Genomic DNA, 19,158 nt, shown 5'->3' with positions numbered 1-19,158 from the left:
CAATAAGGTCGGCAACAGCCTCCTTATCCTATCCAGAAACGGAGCTTGATCCCGTTGAAATATATGCAATCAGACACTGAAACGTCTCTTTCAAATCCAAGGGAATCTACTCCCCCTGCTAATCATGCTGCAGAGCAGTCGCGCGTTATCGCCATATGCCTGCTTGCGGGCAAAATCATGCTGCAAAGCGGAGGCGAAACCTACCGGGTGGAAGATACGATGAAACGTATGGCGGCGGCACTGGGACTGCCCCATTCCCATAGTTATGTCGTGCCGACAGGCATTTTTTTCTCGGCGGACGCCACCGAACCGGCCAAGCTGATTCGCATTTCGGAACGGACGACCAACCTGTACAAAGTGTCTGAAGTGAATGCCGTCTCCCGCCGCATCGGCCAAGGGGAATTGACCGTGGAGGAAGCCTATGAGCTGCTGCAGCGGATCGAAGGACAACCTTCTTCCTATTCCACGGCCGTACAGTTAGCTGCTGCAGCGTTTTCCAGCGGTTGTTTTACGATTATGTTCGGCGGCACATGGGGCGATTTCCTGCCTGCCCTCTTGTGCGGCGGCGTCGGTTATGCCGCAGTCATCGCCTTTCATCGGCTCGTATTGGTCAAATTTTTCGCCGAGCTTAGCGCCTCGTTTGTCGTTGGCCTGCTCGCCTTTCTGCTGGTGTACATCGGCGCCGGACATGAGCGGGACAAAATCATTATCGGTTCGGTCATGCCGCTGGTACCGGGTCTGCTCATCACAAATGCCGTGCGCGATCTGATGGCCGGACATCTCGTATCAGGATTGTCCAAAGGGGCCGAGGCGTTCCTGACCGCCTTTGCCATCGGCACGGGCATCGCAGTCGTATTTTCATTTTGGGCGTAACACGGAGGAATGCACGTATGCTTCATGTTTTGGAACAAGCGCTGACCAGTTTTATCGCGTCCGCTGCGTTCGGCATCATTTTCAATGCGCCACGGCGCATGCTTCTCCACGGCGGCTTCGTCGGCATGATCGGCTGGCTAATCTATGTTGCGCTGGAATATGCCGCAGATGCCGTACCCGCAACGCTTGCGGCCACCATCGCGGTCGGCGTCATCAGCCAATGGTTTGCCCGCATGTTCCGGTCTCCCGTCATTATTTTCAGCGTCGCAGGCATCATCCCGCTCGTCCCAGGGGGGCTTGCCTACAACGCCATGCGCAATTTCGTGCAAAACGACTACAACACGGCCATGGAGATGGCCGCCAAAGCGTTGATGTTGTCAGGAGCGATTGCGGTAGGACTCGTATTATCCGAGGTGCTGAATCAAACCATCCGGCGGTTGTCCTCCAGGTCTGCGCACGCCAAACGATAATGTTTTTTTCGAAGCTTCACGCATGTCGAACAGCCCATACGAACAGATTGCCTTTCTGTTCGTATGGGCTGTTGTTGCAGCGGAATCTGTACAACAGGTTCAACACGGCACGAGCATTTCTGAGATGAAGAAAAAACGCGTTTTACGGCAGCGCACGCTTCATGACTGCCGCGAAGAGCTCTGCCGCATCGCCGCTGCCGGCCGTCATGTAATGGTCGCGATCCGTATGATCAAACCCCATCCATACAGCGGCTGTCCAACGATCCGTATAACCCGCAAACCACAAGTCCCGGTTCGCTCCCTGCCCGGCTCCGGAAACCCCCGCCTGAGTCGTTCCCGTTTTGCCTGCAACCGGATGACCGATTAGCCGGGCCCGTTTCCCTGTGCCCTGGCTGACTACGCGTTGCAGCATCTTCGTCATTTCCGCAGCAGTTCGGGAAGAGATCACCGATTTGTTTTCAGGCCGGTACTCAACCACTTTCTTTCCCTGAGCATCCGTAATATCGCGAATCAGATGCGCCGTATTGAATTTGCCTCCATTGGCAAATACGGCATAAGCTTGGGCCATCTTCAACGGTGATACCCCCTTATGGAGTCCACCGAGTGCAATGGACAGGTTCCGGTCCTCATCCCCCAGTGCGATGCCTAGCCGTTCAGCGAACTGTCGCGATTCATCCAGCCCGTTTTCGTTGACCAGCCATACTGCCGTACTGTTGATCGACTTCTCCACCGCTTGCATCATGGTCACGCTCCCGCGATAATGCCCTCCCGGGTTGCGGGGCTGGTAGCCGCCGTAACGAAGAGGTTTATCGGGCAGCATGCTGTTCGGCGAATACCTCCCGGATTCGAGCGCTGGACCGTACGCAATCACGGGTTTGAAAACAGAGCCTGGTTGCCTGACATCCGCCGTGGCACGGTTGATGCCCCCTGCGACCGGATCGCGGCCCCCCATCATGGCTTTTACTTCCCCATTATGTTGATCCACGATAACCATACCCGCTTGCACCTGTTCATCCGCCCGGTCGTCCCGAAAACGGGACGAGTCCTGAAACACGCTTTCCATCGCAAGTTGGGCCGTATCGTCCAGGCCTGTGCGAATCGTCCATCCGGCATTCTGAATCTGTTCCTTGCTTCTGCCCGTCAACTGCGATGCTTCCTCCAATACCGCATCCAGAGCAGATATGTAGGCCGGTTCCCCATCCTCGTCCATTGCCGCCTTCGATGACGACGTTTCGTATTCGGCACGCTTTGCTTCTTCCATCTCTCTCCTTGTAATCAGGCCTTGCTCGTGCATAATGGTCAAAACGACGTCCCTTCTTTGCTCCGATCGCCGAGGGTCATCGACAGGATTGTAAATCGAAGGACCTTTGGGCATTCCAACCAACGAGGCAATCTGTCCGATGCTGAGCTCGTTCAGATCCCTTACCCCGAAATATCTCCAGGCAGCAGCCTTCACGCCGTACTGCTGGCGACCCATATAAATGCGGTTCAGGTACATTTCCAGAATGTCATCCTTGGCATACCTCTTTTCGAGCGCAAAGGCAATGGACGCTTCATTCACTTTGCGAATGAGCGTTTTGTTGCCATTCAAATACAGGTTCCTGGCCAGTTGTTGGGTAATGGAACTCCCGCCCTGACTAATATCCATATGCAGCGTATTTTGCAGCAGCGCCCTGCCAATTCCGATGACGTCCATTCCATGATGACTATAGAAGCGCCGATCCTCCGTGGCAAGGAACGCATCGATGAGCAGTTTCGGCATTTCCTCCAAACGGGCATACTCCGCATATCCCTTATAGTCGGTACGCAGCTTCGCTACTTCTTCATCCTCCGCGTTAAGGATCGTCGTTGAAGAAACCTTGGATAATGCGGGCGGATTGCCGCGCACCACCACCTCACCGTAAATCAACATATAGGCGCAAGCCATCGCCATCAAAAACACGATTAGAACGGATACATCATAAATCCGGTACAACCAACGCTTGTGCATTCGTTTCAACATCCCGTGTCCCGTTGTAGCGATCGTTCGCGAGCCATATCGTCTGCCCCCTGCCGCTCCGCGTCTTCCAGCGCATGTTGAAGCAGCACGGTCTGCTCATAGGCCAGCCGGACCCAATGCTGGATCTCCGCCTCATCACGACAACGTCCTTCCAACACTTCGGTGAGAGAGGATCGAATTCCGTACAACGTAAGCTGCACAGGGACATTTGTCGTAGGGCCTGCTTCCGCTACCGCGTCAACATGTTCAATTGGAGATGTATCCTCTGCATGAAAAGCTCCTTGCTCCTCTTGCAACCGATAAGCCACTTCATTCAGATCGGCGGCGATTTGCCGAAGCTCTCCTCCGCTCATCACTTCGATCGTCTTGGGCATCCTGCCGTGCGCCATATCGTGCGTGCCCCGGGCAATTTGCTCCAGATCGGCGCTAACCTTCTGGGAACGAATCCAAAAAAACAGCATAAACAGAACTGCCCCGCCTACAAAAAGAAACGGAGTTCTCCCGATGTGATTGATCACCCAGTGAACGATGCGGGACAACGATCCGTCCCCGACAAGTACATGACGATAAATGAATTCAAACGTTTGAGCCATGACAAACAGGAGCGCCGCACTGAGAAGTGCACTCGCTCCGCAAATGTATGCATACCTGCTCCTTACGCTGTCCATCCGTCTGTTCATTCAGGTATCCTCCTCCATAGCGTAGTCATTTAGAACTCATGGATATAAAGATACCGAATGTTTCTTAACGAAGAAGCGGGGAACTTCTTATCATTTTCTTAAAACGAGCGGAAAACGGGTAACAAAATCCGTTCGACCGTTCTCGCTTGTCGCCATAATCGTGCCATGATGCAGCTCGACCATCGATTTGGCAATCGCGAGCCCAAGTCCTGTCCCACCCGTTTCACGCGACCGGGATTTGTCCACCCGATAGAACCGTTCAAACAGATGAGGCAAGTCCTGGGCAGGAATCGGATCGCCATAATTGCTGATTCGCACCACGGCTTCGTTCTCTTCGGCAGCAATCGCGATCTCCACAAGTTTCCCTCTCGCCCCGTAGCGTATCGCATTGCTGAGCAAATTCTCATATGCGCGCACCAACTCTCCCGGGGCAGCCTCAATCCATACCTCTTGCTGGTCGCCAACAAAGCTATAGGTCATGCCCGCCTCTTCCAGCATTGGCGCGAATTCTTCCGCAAGCTGCATCAAAAAAGGCCAAAGGTTAAGCGGAACAAAGGATAACGGCAATCCTCCCCCGCTTACGCGGGTATACTCGAACAAATCGTCAATCAACTTGCGCAGCGTCAACGATTTGTCGTAGGCAATGCTGACGTAGTGACGAAGCTCAATTTCGTCCCGATAACGATCCTTCTCAATATACTCCAAAAATCCGAGAATGGACGTCAGCGGTGTCCGCAGGTCATGGGAAATGCCTGTAATCAGCTCATTTTTGGCAGCAACGGCGCTGCGTTCCTCCTGCAGCGACTTTTCCAGCCGCTCAGCCATCTGATTGATACTTGCAGCAACCACGCCGAACTCATCCGACGTCTTCACCTCAATCCGGTGGGCCAATTCTCCCTTGGCGACTTCCTGAATGCCTTCCGTAATCTCGTCCAGCACAAGCATAATTCTGCGCGTCAACAGAAAGAAAAACAACACAAAGCCGAGAACGCCAACCACAATCATGAGCGGGACGGACCCGATGTAGTTGATCAACCACCGAATTCCCCGTGCGGGGGCAGAATAGTTCGGATATGTTTGCGCTGCAAGTATGGATTGCACAATCAGGTTGCCCCCGTACAAAATGGCTGCTGTTAGAATGCCGCTCAGCAAAAAGGCATAGATGAACTTCCAGCGTACCGTATTTATCAACTTTGAATTCATGATGCAACTCCCTGCGCGTACCATTCACGCAACATTATACAAACGACGGACGTGCCATTGTTTTATTGTGGTTTGATCATTTTATAGCCGACGCCCCACACCGTCTGGATGAATTTCGGATTTTTTTTGTCCGGTTCAATCTTTTCGCGAATTTTGCGGATATGTACCATCACCGTGTTGCTTGATTCCATGTATTCTTCTTTCCAGACCTGTTGGTATATTTGCTCCATGCTGAGCACAGAGCCTTGGTGGCGGGCCAACAATTCGAGTACCGCAAACTCGCGCGGCGTAAGATGAACCGGCTGTTCATCGACCCACACTTCATGCGTATCGGTATTGATGACCAATTCGTCGATGGTGAGCTCATGTTTCCTTTTTTCCCGGCCTTCATTAAATTGGTAGTATCTGCGCAGCTGCGATTTTGCCCGAGCCACGAGTTCCAAAGGATTAAATGGCTTCGTGACATAGTCGTCAGCTCCGATGCTCAGCCCCATGATTTTATCCATATCCATGCTTTTGGCGGAAAGCATGATGATCGGCATTTTTTGTTCCTCGCGAATTTTCATGCATGCTTCAATGCCGTCCATGTTGGGCATCATCACGTCGAGGACGATGAGATCCACCCGCTCTTTTCTCAATTGTTCAAGGGCTTCGACCCCGTCATGGGCCGTAAGAATGCGGTACCCTTCGTTACCGAAATAAATTTCCATCAATTTGATGATTTCATGCTCGTCATCCACGAGCAAAATGGTTGCTGGCTCTGCCACGTCACTATTCCTTTCGTTCCACGATTCATGATGATTCATTATACCACCGGGGAACGATTCTGCGAAAATCGTCATGTTCCTCGCGAACCCGCTCGATCTTGGCCATCATGTCATCTGTTTCCTCCGGCTTCACTTGTTGAATCCAGACCACCGAGGAGACAAGCGCCATCGCCAAGTACAACGAATACAACGCCCAGAACGTCTCATCAGGCCGGTTCCCCCCACAATAACCTTCCACTTGTCCAATGGCATAGGGAATGCTGGCTTCTACCCCGAACAATCCCAGTTTCAAAAACTCGTGTATCGGGTCGCCTTGATCAAAACGGCTAAAGTCGATGATCCCGGCTAATCTGCCATCCTTTACGATCAGGTTTCCAGGATGAAAATCATCGTGCTGAAACCGATCCGGACGATGTTTCATCAAATGCAAGCGGCTGTCAATAAAGGCCAGGATGGATTCATCCCGTTTCATCACGATGGGGCATTGAACATACTTCTCCATATAGCGTCGATGCTTTTTGCTTTTGCGGACAAACCATGATTCGGGCTGATCCCGAACCTGAAGGCGATGGAGCATTCTCAACTGCGCGCCGGCCTGCATTCCGATATCCCGTTGTACTTTCTCCGATAACCGGGGGAGTACGTCAGAAGCATCCTCGCCTTCAATATAGCTCAGTACCATATACCCTTGTCCCTCATCCAGCCTCCCCATCGCTACGGGTAACTGACTCATCACACCTATCTGCCTGGCACCGTGCATCCATTGAAACTCGGCCTGTTTCTTCGACTCTTGGCTCGAATCATAGGTACGTACAAGATACTGGCCCTGCGAGGGAACAGTCACTTTGAACTTCCGGTCCGGCGAGTACCCTTTCAAAATCGGCTCAATCGCCGTGGCCTGCCGTAATTCCGGCACAACCCTTAGCGCATCCAGCAATCGGTCATGTGAATTGCCCAGTTCCAATTCGATTTCCTCCCAACTCCGTTATGGTTCATTCAAATCCAATATACCTGCATCCTTGCCTATATAAACCACAATAATGAATCACATCAAGGCACTGCGAGTGCAGTACCATTTCCGATCGTTGTTATCCCCGGATTTCTCCAATCCCCTTTTTCTAAGGGAAAATCCGGTGAAAAGCCTATGCTTCCGAAGCAGCTTTCTTTCAGAAAGCTTTTAGACCGCTCCGCTTCTTCAGATTGGTTCTGCCTCTCCGTTAACGTGTGTATGTTTTTTGCGGTTTATATATGTACCAAATGATGTACCAACGTTATGTATTTACCTTTTCATAATGAACGAATTCCCCTTTTCCGGAAGACCGGGAACTCCATTCCTCAAAAGACCAAGTTATTCATTGAAGAACCGCCACTTTCTGTTCCTTGCCGGTCAAAGCAAGCATGGTGTACAGCTGCCCCCTATGATGATAAAGGTGGCCCATGATTTCAAGCAGCCACTCCAGACGGCTATACGAGGCTCCCCAATACGATTCCGTGACCTTTAACAGATCTTCGGTCGTAAATCGGCAGTATCTCAAGTGCAAATATGTCCTGTTATGCAAAAACGCCTTCTTGATCTCGTCGATTGTACGCGGGGAATTCGTTTCATAAAACGATTGCATCTGCGCAAGGGAGGCCCCTTCGGATATGTATAAGTCTGCTCGGCAGATCAAGGACATATGCGACAACAGCTCTCCCAAAGACCGCTTTCCTTCGATCGGAGTCATGGCCAGCTCTTCCTCTGACAGTTGATCGCAGATGTCAAGCAGCGAGTCTATTGCAGCATCAATATGTTTGAACACGGATTCTATCAACGCAAACACTTCCTTTTATTACATTATACAGAACATACGATCGCATAACAATCAAAAATATCCCTCCTTTTTATATAAACAAAATCGCTTCGTTAAACACAAAGCCGGCAAAAAAAGCACCCCTCTCCCGTTAGACGGGATTAGGGGCGCTTTTGTTTCTCATTTCCGCTACGCCGCTGCACATCAGCTGGAATAAATCGAACAGTACGTACGTTCAAAACGGCCTGCCAGCAAATCTTCCTTGCGAATATAGAATTGAAGCTCGCCGCAGTCCCACCACTGAAAGCCGATGCCGTCATGGGTATCCATCTTCAGCAGCAGCAGCGTATCGTCCAACTCGCGTGCTACGCGCTGTTCGTCTCCATCAAAATGCGCCTTCAGCTTGCGCATGCATTCCTGTTCGTTATAATCGTACTCTTCTCCCAACAAAATTTGCAGCAGCGCCTGATGCTCCGCATCCGGATGCTGTCCGTCAGGATACCCGAACATGCCTCCCCAAGTCTGGTCGCTCGGGTGGTTCCAGTCGGATTCGAATTCAATGTACCTGTTAAACAGCTCCTCGCCCGCATCATCCTGACCGGATGACGGAACCGCAAGCGCGTTCAGCGCTTTCGTATCCACATAGGCATATGTAGGTAGTTCAAGATTAGGCAGCACGGTGACGCAGTGGGGCTCGAATTCAGTGTCCAGCGCGGTTTTCCCTTCCGGTGTGCGCCGATTCAAATCTTGAGTATTCGGCTCGTAAATGACACGATGCTCGATATTGTACGCCGGCTCATCCACGCCGATAAAAAAGTATAACATCCCGCGCTCCGGCAAGCTCCCCCGCCCGTTATTCGGCGTATAGGGAGTAAGATCCACCAGATTCAACTGGGCTAAAAAAGTCATCGGAATTCCATCCTTGGTCACCGGCCACTCCATATCGTCCGGCAAATCAGGGTCACCTCCGGCACGCGAGTTCCCGGTTCTCCGGTACTCGTCCGGCGCGTTTGCATCGAGGCGAATTCCCCAACGTCCAGCGGACAACAAAAGATCAGCAGCGGCATCAAGACCGTAGTCCCCCAGCACTTGACGTGCTTTGCGGTTCAGACGCTCACATTGTTCAGGTTTAATCATTATGCTCCTCCTCCTCAGACTCAGACAAAGACATCCCTGGTGAGACGTATTCGGATTCCTACATGTATATTCTGGAGATTGCGTTTTTTTCCCTGCCTGGAGCAAAAAAAAGACCAACATCTATGAACTTCTCTATATACGCAGATGTGCCACAAGATTGGTCTTCTGTCAGAGAGCTCATTCGGACATTGGTCTTGGTTTCATTTCATGTATGTTCGGGCGCTATGTCTCGTCTTCAATCGGTCCGCCCGTTCCGATAACCGATAATATGTTCCTCTCCGTCCAGGAATTCATGCGACTGGTGAGCAGCCATGACGCCATGGTAGCTAATGTCCAGTCCAAGCTCCTCCTCCTCCTCAGTCGAGCGAACGGGAACAAGTTTACCGATCAGCTTCAGTCCAAGCCAGGTCATGATGAATCCCCATAACACCAAGGCGACTAGACCCAATGCCTGTACGCCAAGAAGCTTCCAGCCTCCGCCTGTAAAAAGGCCGCCTTCCGTGGCAAACAATCCGACGGCAATCGTGCCCCACATGCCTGAAACGGCATGGACCGGAAAAGCGCCCACCGGATCGTCGATCTTTCGCCGATCCAGCCAATTCGTGGCCGCCATCATAAGCAGGCCGGAGACCGCGCCGATCAGAATGGCGGCCAGATCGCCAACGAAAGCGCACCCTGCGGTTATCCCGACCAGCCCGGCAAGGGAGCCGTTGATGACCGAGGGGGCATCCGAACGGTTATAGCGGAACAGCGTGTAGAGCAGCGTTGACGCCCCGCCTGCCGCTGCGGACAGCATCGTCACGATGGCAATATGGCCGATGCGCACGTCCGTGGCGCTCAGCGTGCTGCCGGCATTGAAGCCGAACCAGCCGAACCACAGCAGAAACGCGCCGACGGAAGCCAGCGGCAAATTGCTCGGCAGCGCGATGGCACTTACGCCCTGTGCCGTATATTTGCCTTTGCGCGGGCCGATGATCATTGCTGCCGCCAGTGCCGAGAACCCGCCCAAGGCATGGATGACCGCCGAACCCGCAAAATCCTGCATGCCGAGGCTGCTCAGCCAGCCTCCGCCCCAGGCCCAATGGCCGCCGATCGGATAGATCACTGCGGTCATCAGAATGATGTACAGCAGATATGCCCTGAAATGGATCCGTTCAGCCACCGCACCGGACACGATGGAAATGACTGCAATCGTGAATGCTGCCTGAAACAGCCAAAATGTCTCCAGCGATACAGGAACTTCCAGGTGAGAAAGATCCCCGTTCAGGAAAAAACCGGTGATACCCACAATGCCTCCGGCATCCGAGCCGTACATCAACCCGAACCCGATCGCATAGAACAGCAGCGTGCCGATCGTAATGTCAGCAAACACCTTCATAATAATGTTCACGCTGTTTTTATATCGGACAAAACCTGCCTCAAGCAGGGCGAACCCGCCCTCCATAAGCAGTATCATGGCCGCGCTGAGCACGACCCAAATCGTATTAAGGCCCGAGCCCAATATCTCTATCGTCATGCCTGTGCATCCTCCGTTTCCCTAAGCTGCAGAATTTCTCGGATCAAGTCGGGAGCAAGCTCGATTTCGTCCCGCTCGATGATGTCCGGATGCGCGATTTGCCCGGCAATTCGATCCAGTTCGCGGATGCGCCGTTTGATTTGTTCCATCTTGCGGAACCGTTCCTTCACCTGTACCATATATTCGACAGCCTGGTGATGGGAGGCCGGCCTGCCCGTAAACCACTTGCGCACAGGAGAGAGGGATTGGTAAGCTATTTCCTCGGCCCGCCGTTTCTGTTCGAATTGCTCGATTTTAAGCTTGAGTGAGTCAATCTCATTTTCCTTTTTGACCTTAAGCCTTTCGATAAGGTACAATAAATCGGACGATGATATTTGCAATGCTGTATGGTGGTATACCTCATCAATTACTAACATGTCATGTCAGAACTCCTCACATATCAAGTCACTTGCTACCGATTATAAAATGCATAGACCTTACCGTCAATCTTTTTTTGGAGATGGTTTTTTGTCGTTCCATGATTTTCTTGGATTTTTATATATCAAGCAGCACTCACTACAGGTAACAAGGCGAAATCGATGCTATATTGCTTTGCGTTTTGAGATTGCCCATAACTGCTCAAAATCTTCCACTTCAGACCGACCGCATAAAAGCTGACATACCTTCTCCCCTGTACTCTGTTTAAAGGCCTGAAAAACTCCAACATAACTTGCCTGTGATTCGTTAGGAACGGACACATCTAACCTGTTTAACAAAGCAAATTCAGCACACGCAAAAAAGGCCACCGATCTCGGCGACCCTTCTTCCATGTTTATTTATCAACACTCCTCAGCGAGGGTGTCCTGCTTAAATCTTTTTGCCCAGAATCGCCAGATCCCGCTTCACGCCGTCCAGCACGGCAACCTCGGGATAATAACCCCACTGTTCAAAACCATACTTGCGAAGCAGTCCCAGGCTTGGCTCATTATGGCCAAAAACAAAACCGAGAATCGTTGTAATGCACAATCCAGGGCATGCATCAAAAACCGTATTCAACAACCTGCCGCCAGCACCCAGACCACGGCTTTTCTCGTCCACATATATGCTAACCTCAACCGTACCATCATACGCCGGGCGTCCGTAAAACGAACTCAGACTTGCCCATGCGACGACTTCACCATTGTGCTTCATTACCCATAGGGGGCGACGATCAGGGGTATGCTCCTCGAACCAAGGAATGCGCTGTTCTACCGTCACAGGCTCCAAATCGGCCGTGACCATACGACTCTCAATGGTCGAATTATAAATCTCCACGATCCTCGGCAAGTCCTCAAGGCGCGCATATTCAATCTGCGCATGTTCCAGCTTCATCTCTACTCCTCCATCGTTCCAAATCAAACCTCTGATTATAGAGGATATTATAACGGAGAAAAGAAGCCGACGTCACCCTTAAACATCGGGACAGTGAACAAACGAATTTATCGAATTTACTCGGGCAGCCCCTGCACTGTGTTTCCCCGGGTCATCTGCTGACTCTGGTCTGCCCAACGAATGTTGATTGAACGAGAGGTAAACAGATCCGGACCGTCCGATACCTGAAAATGCAGATGAGCTTCACTGGAGTTGCCCGAGTTGCCAAGCTCGCCAATCTGGTCTCCCTGCTTGAGCTTATCTCCTTTTTTGACCGATATGCTGCCTTCCTTGATGTGTGCGGTGATGCTGTATTCTCCATGTCCATGGTCGATGACCACATAATTGCCCGCAGGCTCCTCAGCATTCATCACGCCCGGCGAGTTATCGGGAATATCGTTCTTGACTTCAACGACAGTACCGTCTGCAGCCGCGTACAGCGGCTCACCAAAAGCATAGTAGTTCTCGTTTACCGCTGCATCACCTTGATAACTTAATTGATCTTTCGTGCGCACAACGTCCAGCGCGTAGCGCTGTGTTTCATGCTCATAGTGGTAGTTGGACAAAACGTTGCTGCCTCCCCAGAAAACAAACCACTCCCCCTTTAACGGGAAGTGAAACTCAGTTTTGGTAAATTTAACGTCGGTATCCTCATGGGTTTCCAGCGGCAGAATGACCAAGCCAGCAATCTGGTTGTCCGCTGTAAAACTCACCTGTACACCTTTGACCCCTGCCTTGTCCATCCAGGCACACTCCGTTAAATGGTCTATTTTTGCATCGACTACCTGATCCCAAGATGTCACCCCCTCCAGAAAGCTTTCGGCAGACGCCTTGAACTGCTCCAAGGTTACGACTTCCTTCATTTCAGGGGTAAACTGGCTATAGATTGCGTCCTTCGAACCGTTCATCAGTATATCTATGAAATTGTCTGGCGTTACCATGGCGTCCCCTCCCGGAGTTTCAGTCTGTTCCTGATTGATTTTTTCACTTGATTCATTCGGCCTGGCTGTCTGTTCAACGGGTGGCTGCTCCGCCTGTTCGCCCTGTTCGGACGTTATCGAATGACCGCAGGCAGACAAAATCAAACAACCTCCAAGCGCTATGACAGCCAAACCCCGGCTCTTGCCGTTCTTCGGGTACCCTTTGCACAACATGTTCATTGAGCTTGCAACCTTCCTTTCCGCTAATCAATCTACGTTTACGTTAAGTGTACAAAATGAATCTTATCCTTCGTCTAACTCTTCCTTACATCCAGCTAAACTCGTCATGCTTCCGACGTTTCATAATTAAGGTTCCGTTAAGACAGGAGGCAGCCCAAGAGGTCTTCCGAATGGTATGATTAGCAGTAAACGTCTTGAAAGTACGAGGAGGTCATTCATTCCATGATGAATCATGTCTCATTACTGCTTGTGGATGACGAACAAGCTATTCTGCATATGCTCAAAACCGTTCTGCTTAAAGAGCAGTTTCTGGATATCGATACCGTAACGACAGGCGAAGCCGCATTGGAAGCATGCAGCAGCAAGACCTATCATTGCATCGTGCTGGACATCATGCTCCCCGGCAAAAGCGGGCTGGAAATCTGTCCTTTTCTGCGGCAGGTCACCGATGCTCCCATCCTGTTTCTAACAGCCAAAACCACCGATTATGACAAATTAACCGGGTTCGCCGTCGGGGGCGATGATTACGTCATCAAACCGTTTAACCCTCTCGAAGTGGTGGCCCGAATCAAATCATTATTAAAACGATACTTGCCTTCAAAAACAGCAGCAATTCCGGAACAAGGCGATTCTGACGTAATTGCGTCGTCTCCCGATATTCCAGAGGGGGTATATGACTTTGGACGATTTCAGGTGCTCGAACTGGCTGGCGAGCTTCAGGTTGAAGGACAAGCGGTATCCTGTCCGGCACTTGTTTTTCAACTGCTGCTCTTTTTTTGCAAACATCCCAACCGCATCTTCACCAAATCGGAACTATATGAACGGGTATGGGGCTCGGAAGCCATAAGCGATGATAACACCGTTATGGTTCATATCCACCGCATTCGGGAGCGGATCGAAGCCGACCCTTCCAATCCTGTGTTTCTCGTCAATGTCCGCGGCCTGGGTTACAAACTGATTCAGCCGGACAATGGATCTCGTCCATGAGCATTCGCCGCAGGTTAATGACCCGATTTATCGGGATGCTTGCCGGGACGGTCATTCTTATTATCCTGCTTGGTTCACTGGCCACGTACTGGGTCGTGCAGAAGGTAAATGAAGTGAATCTGGTCGATGATTTTGCCTACAGTGGTCTTGACCAGTTGATCGACACCGCAGAGTTTATGCCGGATGGTACGATAAAGTATGATCCCAAGCTGCTGGAGCAGGTCGACAAAAATCAAGGATGGCTGCAAGTCCTGGACGAACAGGGCTACGCCATTGACGATTACCACACCCCGTCCGACGTGCCTGCTCACTATAAACCGGGAGAATTGATTGCATATTGGGAAGCCGAAAAACCGTTTCCTTATCAGCTCACCATCCTGATCCGTGAGAAAAACGGAAAGAACTTCACCCTGTTATACGGCGAACGGAATTCGGCCAGAGCCTTACTGGATCAAATACGGCCAGATCATTCCTACACTAGCGGGAAGCTGGTTCTCAAACCCGATGCGCAGGAACTCATTTATTCCGCCAACGCTTACCTTCAAGTATTGGACGCGAGCGGACGCGAGCTCGTCTCCTATAACAAACCGGCCATGGGCGTGCCCAGCCAATACAGCCTTCAGCAATTGATTCTGCTTGTCCGTTATCCCAGTCGATCAGGCATATCCATGGCAACCTGGTACGATGAACAGAATGAAACCACCTGGCTGATCGGCGTACCCGGCGACCCATCATTGCCGGGCGACCAGAACCCCTACAATTTCATATTGGAGCCCACTTTGATCGTCTTGATCCTGTCCGTCATCGTTTTACTCATGTTGCTTGCCTTTTGGTATGCAAATCGTTTCGGTTCCCCCATGCTGCATATGCTCCAATGGTTGCAGCGCCTGGAGCGGGGGCATTATGAAGAACCTACAGGGGCCTCGGGCGTGCCTCGCAGCCAGCGTCGCAACGGAAAGTGGAAACGAAAATACCGCGTGTATGCTGAAGTGCTTCGCTCCATGCAGGCTTTGTCCCATACGTTGAAGCAAGATGAAGAGCTTCGCAAACAAACCGAGTCGCTGCGGGAGGAATGGATTGCCGGCATCACGCACGATCTCAAGACCCCCCTCTCCTCCATTCAGGGGTATGCCCATATGCTTGAGGCAGAAAAGTATAACTGGACCGAGGAGGAAGTCAAGGAATTTGCGGGGATCATGCTGGATAAATCCATGTATATGGACAGGCTTGTGAATGACCTTGCAATGACCTATCGATTGCGCAGTGGGGGGTACCAACCTGACGTGGAGAATACTGACGTAAATACGTTGCTTCATGATCTCATCCAGCGCGCTGAACAAAACCCGGCATACGGGGAGGATCGTATCACATTCCAACCTTCCGAAGTGCCTGTGCATGGCCTTGTGCATATCCCTTCGTTCGAACGAATCGTGGATAATCTGACTGCCAACGCCCTTCTCCATAATCCGCCCGAGACCAAGCTCGTCGTTACTGTGCATCCCGGGGAACAAACAGGTGCATTCAGCATCCAGTTTGCCGATGATGGACGAGGCATGGAACCGGAGACGGTATGGAAGCTGTTTGAACGTTATTATCGCGGTACGGACACAGGTACATCGGATGTCGGATCAGGTCTTGGCATGGCGGTAACCAAAGGGTTGATCGAAGCAATGAAAGGCCGGATCGAGGTACAGTCCGCTCCTGATGAGGGAACGATCATTTGGTTAATATGGGACGAAAAATCAAAAAACAAATCGAACCTTGCCCCTTGACCTTTCCTTTTTCAGTCTATATAATCGACACTCAATAACACCTGTTCCAAAAAATTGAACCACATTCATCCCATGACCGACTTCGTCATGACCTGAATATATGGCAATGACCGGAGACATGATTTCGATTGCGTGCTGCCCAGAGAGAGAAGGGATTGGTGAAACCTTCTTCAGCGAACGGATCGAAGTTACCCCTCCGCAGCCGCGAGCTTGAACCCCGGCCTTTCTTCCGGAGCCTTCCGCAAGATCCAGCCGGCCGCCAGTAGAGTTCGCCGTCTGATCCCCGATAACGGATCCAATGAGGGTGATGAATAGACCTTGCTTGCGGCGGCTGGCCGCGGCGGGAGTTCATCGCCGAATCAGGGTGGAACCACGAGCCGAGCGCACTCGTCCCTTTTTCCGGGACGGGTGTTTTTTGCGCTTCCAATTCTAAAAAATGGAGTGTGTTTCCACATGAGTCATTCACAAAAACAAGGCAATTCCGCCAGCCATTCACCGTCTTCGCTTTCTTCCAGCCCATCAGAGGGCCGCATCGAAATTTACCTCAATCAGGCCGAGAGTCGCGTCTTTGAAGCAGGCGTTTCCGTCGGGGGCGTGGCCGCTTCCATCAGCACAAGCCTGGGCAAACAAGCCATCGGCGGGATCGTCAATGGTCAACATGTCGACCTGGACTATGTCTTGGCGCACCAGGATCGACTTGAAATCGTAACCTTGGACAGCGAAGAAGGACTTCGCCGGTATCGCCACACTACAGCCCACGTTCTCGCTCAGGCGTTGAAACGCCTTTATGGCGCAAGCCAAGTTAAATTGGGTATCGGTCCGGTAATTGAAGACGGATTTTATTATGACATTGATCTGGATCAAACGTTGTCCGTAAAGGATCTGGCCGATATCGAAAAGGAAATGCACGCCATTGTCCGGGAAAACCTGGACATCAAGCGCCGCGTGCTGGATCAGGAACAGGCCCTCCGCTTGTTCGAGGAACAAGATGAGCCTTATAAACTGGAGCTGATTCGTGACTTGCCCGCAGATATAGAGCTGTCGATTTACGAACAGGGAGAATTTTCGGATCTGTGCCGGGGACCGCATCTGCCTTCGACTGGCCGGATCAAAGCCTTCAAATTGCTGAGCGTGGCGGGGGCATACTGGCGGGGCAGCTCGGACAACAAAATGCTGCAGCGCATTTACGGCACTGCTTTTCCGAGCAAGGCCGCGCTGGAGGCCCATTTGGAAATGCTGGAGGAAGCCAAGAAGCGGGATCACCGCAAGCTCGGCAAAGAGCTGGAGTTGTTCATGTTCTCCGAGGAAGCGCCGGGGATGCCCTTCTACCTGCCCAAAGGCATGACGATCCGTACTGAATTAGAGCAATTCTCGCGCGAACTGCAGCTGCAGGCCGGATATCAGGAAGTTCGCACGCCATTGATGATGAACAACAGGCTTTGGGAACAATCCGGCCACTGGGATCATTATAAAGACAACATGTATTTCGCGGACGTGGACGATGACACATTTGCCCTGAAACCGATGAACTGTCCGGGTCATATGCTCATTTTCAAAAATCAACTGCACTCGTACCGCGAATTGCCCATTCGCCTGATGGAATTCGGCCAGGTGCATCGCCACGAATTCTCGGGAGCGCTGAACGGCATGATGAGGGTGCGCACATTCTGTCAGGATGACGCCCACCTCTACGTCCTGCCGGAGCAGATTGAAGACGAGATCAACCAGGCGATTTCGCTGATCGGGCGGATGTACGACATTTTCGGCTTCGATTACGCGATCGAGCTGTCCACAAGGCCCGAAGATTTCATGGGATCGCCCGAGCTGTGGGATCAAGCCGAACAAGCACTGCGAAACGTATTGGAACGCCGCGGCGTGAAGTACCGCCTGAACGAAGGAGACGGCGCCTTCTACGGCCCCAAAATCGATTTCCACATCCTCGATGCGCTGAAGCGCAGCTGGCAATGCGGGACGATCCAACTGGATTTCCAGATGCCCGAAAAATTCGACCTGAGCTATGTCGGCGAAGACGGCCAGAAGCATCGTCCAGTGGTCATCCACCGTGCGATCTACGGCTCCATCGACCGCTTCATCGGCATACTGACAGAACATTATGCCGGCGCGTTCCCGCTGTGGCTGGCTCCCGTTCAGGTAAAGCTGCTCCCGGTGTCCGACCATTATGCAGGCTATGCCATGGAAGTGCTGCAGCGGCTGCGGGGAGCCGGCATTCGGGCCGATGCGGATTTGCGCAGCGAGAAGCTGGGTTACAAACTGCGCGAAGCGCAGCTGCAAAAAGTGCCTTATTCGCTTATCGTAGGTGAGCAAGAGAAGCTGGCATCGGCGGCCTCCGTCCGCATTCACGGGCAAGGCGATCAAGGCATGCAAGACATCGAAGCCGTCATTCAGCAGATTCAGGCAGCCGTTCGCGCCAAAGCCTGATACGCCGCCGCACGGTTACAGCCGTTCTTCCGGCCCAAGGCCAACTTGCTGCTCGCTCCATGTCCAGAAGCGTTCGGCTTCCGCATCATTTAGGACGTGGGGCTTCAGCTCCTGTTCCTTTTCGCGGTAGAAATAAGCGCCAGAAATGCCCTGGACATCCGGGCTTGTTGCCAGATAGATCGCCGTTCTGGCCCCCTCTGCTGGCGTAAGGAAAAAAGGCAGTTTGCCCATAAAAGCCATGATGCGTGTGCCGAATCCGGTGTTCCGATTCACGCCGATGCTTGTGCCTACCGCGCCGGGATGCAGGCTGTTCGCCGTAATCCGGGTATGCGACAGCTTCCTGGCCAGGATGCGCGTGAACAGAATGTTCGCCAGTTTGGACTGGGCGTAACTCTTGATTGGATTAAACCCTTGGCGCAGATGGGGATCGTCCCAATGCATTTTGCCCGCCTTATAGGCACCGGAGGAAACATTGACGATCCTTCCCTGTTCCGCGGCCTTAAGCGGTTCGATGAGCAGCAAGGTCAGCAGAAAATGCCCTAAATGGTTGATGCCGATGCATCGTTCGAAGCCATCCTTCGTTTCTTCGCGCTTCGTCATGACTACGCCCGCGTTGTTCACCAGCACGTCAAGGGTGTCGTAGCGTTCGCGGAAGCCTCGGGCAAACCGGCGAATGCTATCCAGCGATCCCAGATCGCACAGCATCAGCTCAATGTGGGTGGAGCCGGATTCGCGCAATGCTTCCTGAAGCGCCTGTCGGCCCCGCTCTTCGCTGTGGCAAGCCATGACAACGCGGTAGTTTTGTTTGGCCAGTTCAATCGTGGTCGCGAGTCCCATGCCGGAATTGGCACCGGTGACGATCGCCGTTTTTATGGACATGATTCGTTTACCTCCTGACCCCGAAGGTCTTATCGATTTGGCATAGCTTTATGCGGGATAGGCATTCGTAAGAACAATATGAGATAATGGAAGCATC

At 52.1% G+C, this 19,158-nt stretch carries 17 protein-coding genes; 5 read left to right on the top strand and 12 right to left on the bottom strand.

Features of this window, described 5'->3' with window-relative positions; translation table 11 throughout:
• Positions 1-54: 54 nt before the first annotated feature.
• Positions 55-873, top strand: coding sequence for a threonine/serine exporter family protein (locus MKY59_RS07015; protein WP_339276750.1), 819 nt, complete (start codon positions 55-57; stop codon positions 871-873).
• Between the two features lie 17 nt (positions 874-890).
• Positions 891-1,343 carry a threonine/serine exporter family protein gene (locus MKY59_RS07010; RefSeq protein WP_236414993.1) on the top strand — a complete coding sequence of 151 codons (453 nt, stop codon included), beginning with the start codon at positions 891-893 and terminating at the stop codon, positions 1,341-1,343.
• 142 nt (positions 1,344-1,485) lie between these two features.
• On the opposite strand, the gene MKY59_RS07005 is transcribed toward MKY59_RS07010, so the two are convergent.
• From MKY59_RS07005 to MKY59_RS06955, 11 genes are all read right to left on the bottom strand, one after another.
• Positions 1,486-3,333: a PBP1A family penicillin-binding protein gene (locus MKY59_RS07005; protein WP_339276748.1), complete on the bottom strand. Its 1,848-nt coding sequence runs from the start codon at positions 3,331-3,333 to the stop codon at positions 1,486-1,488.
• A 5-nt stretch (positions 3,334-3,338) separates the two neighbouring features.
• The gene (locus MKY59_RS07000; RefSeq protein WP_339276747.1) at positions 3,339-4,022 is read right to left on the bottom strand and encodes a hypothetical protein; all 684 of its coding nucleotides are present in this window, start codon (positions 4,020-4,022) and stop codon (positions 3,339-3,341) included.
• A 90-nt stretch (positions 4,023-4,112) separates the two neighbouring features.
• Positions 4,113-5,225, bottom strand: coding sequence for a HAMP domain-containing sensor histidine kinase (locus MKY59_RS06995; RefSeq protein WP_236414997.1), 1,113 nt, complete (start codon positions 5,223-5,225; stop codon positions 4,113-4,115).
• A 62-nt stretch (positions 5,226-5,287) separates the two neighbouring features.
• Positions 5,288-6,031: a response regulator transcription factor gene (locus MKY59_RS06990; protein ID WP_339276744.1), complete on the bottom strand. Its 744-nt coding sequence runs from the start codon at positions 6,029-6,031 to the stop codon at positions 5,288-5,290.
• Positions 6,018-6,956, bottom strand: a complete 939-nt coding sequence (locus tag MKY59_RS06985; RefSeq protein WP_236414999.1) for an aminoglycoside phosphotransferase family protein — start codon at positions 6,954-6,956, stop codon at positions 6,018-6,020. The genes MKY59_RS06990 and MKY59_RS06985 overlap by 14 nt, the downstream gene beginning before the upstream one ends.
• 388 nt (positions 6,957-7,344) lie before the next feature.
• Positions 7,345-7,803, bottom strand: coding sequence for a DinB family protein (locus tag MKY59_RS06980; protein ID WP_339276743.1), 459 nt, complete (start codon positions 7,801-7,803; stop codon positions 7,345-7,347).
• Positions 7,804-7,986: 183 nt separating this feature from the next.
• Positions 7,987-8,919: a YwqG family protein gene (locus MKY59_RS06975; protein ID WP_236415001.1), complete on the bottom strand. Its 933-nt coding sequence runs from the start codon at positions 8,917-8,919 to the stop codon at positions 7,987-7,989.
• 235 nt (positions 8,920-9,154) lie between these two features.
• Positions 9,155-10,435, bottom strand: a complete 1,281-nt coding sequence (locus tag MKY59_RS06970) for an ammonium transporter (RefSeq protein ID WP_236415002.1) — start codon at positions 10,433-10,435, stop codon at positions 9,155-9,157.
• Positions 10,432-10,851, bottom strand: a complete 420-nt coding sequence (locus MKY59_RS06965) for a hypothetical protein (protein ID WP_339276741.1) — start codon at positions 10,849-10,851, stop codon at positions 10,432-10,434. The genes MKY59_RS06970 and MKY59_RS06965 overlap by 4 nt, the downstream gene beginning before the upstream one ends.
• 430 nt (positions 10,852-11,281) lie before the next feature.
• Entirely contained in the window at positions 11,282-11,785 is a 504-nt protein-coding gene (locus tag MKY59_RS06960; protein WP_339276739.1) for an N-acetyltransferase family protein, read from the bottom strand.
• A 116-nt stretch (positions 11,786-11,901) separates the two neighbouring features.
• Positions 11,902-12,984: a peptidoglycan DD-metalloendopeptidase family protein gene (locus tag MKY59_RS06955; protein ID WP_339276738.1), complete on the bottom strand. Its 1,083-nt coding sequence runs from the start codon at positions 12,982-12,984 to the stop codon at positions 11,902-11,904.
• A 225-nt stretch (positions 12,985-13,209) separates the two neighbouring features.
• On the opposite strand from MKY59_RS06955, the gene MKY59_RS06950 reads away from it, so the two are divergent.
• The 3 genes from MKY59_RS06950 to thrS all read left to right on the top strand — a co-directional run bounded on the left by MKY59_RS06950 (position 13,210) and on the right by thrS (position 18,182).
• A complete protein-coding gene (locus MKY59_RS06950; protein ID WP_339278346.1) occupies positions 13,210-13,971 on the top strand; it encodes a response regulator transcription factor in 762 nt (253 codons plus the stop codon).
• Complete coding sequence (locus MKY59_RS06945; RefSeq protein WP_339276736.1) at positions 13,968-15,743, top strand: HAMP domain-containing sensor histidine kinase; 1,776 nt, start codon at positions 13,968-13,970, stop codon at positions 15,741-15,743. The genes MKY59_RS06950 and MKY59_RS06945 overlap by 4 nt, the downstream gene beginning before the upstream one ends.
• A gap of 453 nt (positions 15,744-16,196) precedes the next feature.
• The gene (gene thrS, locus MKY59_RS06940) at positions 16,197-18,182 is read left to right on the top strand and encodes a threonine--tRNA ligase (protein WP_339276735.1); all 1,986 of its coding nucleotides are present in this window, start codon (positions 16,197-16,199) and stop codon (positions 18,180-18,182) included.
• A gap of 15 nt (positions 18,183-18,197) precedes the next feature.
• Here thrS and MKY59_RS06935 read toward each other — a convergent pair whose 3' ends face one another.
• Positions 18,198-19,061: an SDR family oxidoreductase gene (locus tag MKY59_RS06935; RefSeq protein WP_339276734.1), complete on the bottom strand. Its 864-nt coding sequence runs from the start codon at positions 19,059-19,061 to the stop codon at positions 18,198-18,200.
• Positions 19,062-19,158 lie beyond the last annotated feature (97 nt).

The sequence above is a fragment of the Paenibacillus sp. FSL W8-0426 genome, assembly GCF_037969725.1.
GTDB lineage: Bacteria > Bacillota > Bacilli > Paenibacillales > Paenibacillaceae > Paenibacillus > Paenibacillus hubeiensis.
Note: the sequence above shows the minus strand (reverse complement) of the source record. Positions and strands in the feature narration are given on the sequence as shown.

Coding starts and splice junctions, on each gene's coding strand:
- MKY59_RS07010 (WP_236414993.1), top strand. CDS start 891: ATGCTTCATGTTTTGGAACAAGCGCTGACCAGTTTTATCGCGTCCGCT.
- MKY59_RS06975 (WP_236415001.1), bottom strand. CDS start 8,919: ATGATTAAACCTGAACAATGTGAGCGTCTGAACCGCAAAGCACGTCAA.
- MKY59_RS06965 (WP_339276741.1), bottom strand. CDS start 10,851: ATGTTAGTAATTGATGAGGTATACCACCATACAGCATTGCAAATATCA.
- thrS (WP_339276735.1), top strand. CDS start 16,197: ATGAGTCATTCACAAAAACAAGGCAATTCCGCCAGCCATTCACCGTCT.
- MKY59_RS06950 (WP_339278346.1), top strand. CDS start 13,210: ATGAATCATGTCTCATTACTGCTTGTGGATGACGAACAAGCTATTCTG.
- MKY59_RS06955 (WP_339276738.1), bottom strand. CDS start 12,984: ATGAACATGTTGTGCAAAGGGTACCCGAAGAACGGCAAGAGCCGGGGT.
- MKY59_RS07005 (WP_339276748.1), bottom strand. CDS start 3,333: ATGCACAAGCGTTGGTTGTACCGGATTTATGATGTATCCGTTCTAATC.
- MKY59_RS07000 (WP_339276747.1), bottom strand. CDS start 4,022: ATGAACAGACGGATGGACAGCGTAAGGAGCAGGTATGCATACATTTGC.
- MKY59_RS06960 (WP_339276739.1), bottom strand. CDS start 11,785: ATGAAGCTGGAACATGCGCAGATTGAATATGCGCGCCTTGAGGACTTG.
- MKY59_RS06990 (WP_339276744.1), bottom strand. CDS start 6,031: ATGAATCATCATGAATCGTGGAACGAAAGGAATAGTGACGTGGCAGAG.
- MKY59_RS06970 (WP_236415002.1), bottom strand. CDS start 10,435: ATGACGATAGAGATATTGGGCTCGGGCCTTAATACGATTTGGGTCGTG.
- MKY59_RS06995 (WP_236414997.1), bottom strand. CDS start 5,225: ATGAATTCAAAGTTGATAAATACGGTACGCTGGAAGTTCATCTATGCC.
- MKY59_RS06945 (WP_339276736.1), top strand. CDS start 13,968: ATGAGCATTCGCCGCAGGTTAATGACCCGATTTATCGGGATGCTTGCC.
- MKY59_RS06935 (WP_339276734.1), bottom strand. CDS start 19,061: ATGTCCATAAAAACGGCGATCGTCACCGGTGCCAATTCCGGCATGGGA.